This is a genomic window from Pseudomonas sp. 24 E 13, assembly GCF_900004715.1.
In the GTDB taxonomy this organism is placed as follows: domain Bacteria; phylum Pseudomonadota; class Gammaproteobacteria; order Pseudomonadales; family Pseudomonadaceae; genus Aquipseudomonas; species Aquipseudomonas orientalis_A.
In genome coordinates this window covers 1-2,173 of record NZ_CVTO01000002.1, presented here as the reverse complement: position 1 = coordinate 2,173, position 2,173 = coordinate 1, and the positions used below count along the sequence as shown (strand labels likewise).

Here is a 2,173-nt window from a genome sequence, read left to right as displayed (position 1 = left end):
GTTGGCCCAGGTGCAGGCGCTGCCCCGGCATACCCTGGCGCGGCGCTTTGACGCCAGCCTGCTCAAGCACCTCGACGCCCTGGCCGGGCAGCGGCCATTGGCCCTGGGTTTCTATCAACCGCCGGACCGGTTCGATGTGCGCATCGAGTTGAATTTCGACGTGCAATCCCACCAGGCCTTGCTGTTTCCCTTGCGCCGCCTGACCGCTGACTTGTCCGCCTTCCTGTGCGGGCGTGACAGTGGCGTGCAGCGTTTCGACCTGCACCTGGAGCATGCCCAGGCGCCCGACAGTGTGATCAAGGTCGGCCTGCTGAGTGCCGAGCGCGAGCCCTCGATGCTGTTCGAACTGGCCCGTGGGCGCCTGGAACAGGTGCAAGTCACGGCACCGGTGCGCGGGTTTCGCCTGGTGGCCCAGGACCTGCCGGTGTTCGTGCCGCAGCGCCAGGACCTGTTCGACGACCGCCCGCAACAGACCCTGCCCTGGGAACAATTGCGCGAACGCCTGCGCGCACGCCTGGGCGATGAAGCAGTGCAGGGCCTGCGCTTTCACGCCGACCATCGCCCTGAATGCGCCTGGCAAACCGCCGTTGACTCCCGTCCATGCCCGACCTTGAACAAGGTGCGGCGCCCTGGCTGGTTATTGCACCAGCCGACCTTGCTGGCCGAGCAGGGCGTACAGATCCTGATGGGGCCTGAACGCATCGAATCCGGCTGGTGGGATGGCGCCGATATCCGCCGCGACTATTACCTCATCCAGACCCGCACCGGCCAGCAAGGCTGGGCCTACCGCACGGTGGGGCAACAGGATGGCTTGTGGTTGCAAGGCTGGTTCGCATGAAAGCCCATAGGTCGCCACCCTCTGTAGGAGCGAGCTTGCTCGCGAAGGTGGTTAACGATAACGCGGGGCACCTGAATGAATGCGGTGCCCTTGGATTTTTCGCGAGCAAGCTCGCTCCTACAGGGGCGAGGCAGGCATGAGTTACGCCGAGCTGCATTGCCTGTCCAACTTCAGCTTCCAGCGCGGTGCCTCCAGTGCGCTGGAGTTGTTCGAACGCGCCAAACGCCAAGGCTACAGCGCCCTGGCGATCACCGACGAATGCACGCTGTCGGGCATCGTGCGCGCCTGGCAGGCAGCCAAGGCGCTGGAACTGCCGCTGATTATCGGCAGTGAAGTGCGCATCGAGAACGGGCCGACACTGGTGCTGCTGGTGGAAAACCTGAGCGGTTACCAGCACCTGTGCCGCTTGATCACCCTGGCCCGACGCCGCGCCGAAAAGGGCAGCTACCGCCTGCTGCAGGAAGACTTCGAGCAACCGCTGCCCGGTCTGCTGGCGTTGTGGGTAGCGCAGGACAGCGACACCCAGGCCAGCATCCAGTGGCTGCGCCGCACCTTCGCCGAGCGCCTGTGGCTGGCGGTGCACCTGCACTGCGGGCAAGACGATGCGCGCCATCTGGAACAACGCCTGCAACTGGCGGCCAGCCTGCAGATTCCGGCGGTCGCCTGCGGTGATGTGCACATGCATGCGCGCGGCCGTCGTGCCCTGCAAGACACCATGACCGCCATCCGCCATCACGTCCCGGTGGCCGAAGCCGGCCTGCACTTGCACCCCAATGGCGAGCGGCACCTGCGCAGTCTCGATGCCCTGGCCGCGCTGTACCCCCAGGCCCTGCTCGATGAAACCCTGGCCATCGCACGGCGCTGCACTTTCGACCTTGGCCAGTTGCGCTATCACTACCCGCGTGAGCTGGTGCCCGCAGGCCATGATGCCGAATCCTGGCTGCGCACCCTCACCCAGGAAGGCATTGCCCAGCGCTGGCCCGAAGGCATTGACCCCAAGACCCTGGAGCAGATCGACAAGGAACTGGCGCTGATCAGCGAGCTGGGCTACGAAAGTTACTTCCTTACCGTGCACGACATCGTGCGCTTTGCCCGCAGCCGTTCGATCCTGTGCCAGGGCCGCGGTTCGGCGGCCAACTCGGCGGTGTGTTTTGCCCTGGGCATCACCGAGATCAACCCGAGCCTGAGCAACGTGCTGTTCGAACGTTTCCTGTCCAGGGAGCGCAACGAGCCGCCGGATATCGACGTGGATTTTGAACACGAGCGCCGCGAAGAAGTGCTGCAATACGTCTTCCAGCGCTATGGCCGCACGCGTGCAGCGTTGACGGCGGTGGT

1 protein-coding gene and 1 pseudogene are annotated in these 2,173 nt (G+C 65.1%); both read left to right on the top strand.

Annotated elements, in window-relative coordinates; all coding sequences use genetic code 11:
* Positions 1 to 838: pseudogene (locus BFP90_RS00020) on the top strand (DNA polymerase Y family protein); the annotation flags it as partial.
* A 136-nt stretch (positions 839 to 974) separates the two neighbouring features.
* On the top strand, positions 975 to 2,173 hold a 1,199-nt coding region (locus tag BFP90_RS00015), incomplete at its 3' end, for a PHP domain-containing protein (RefSeq protein WP_141688876.1).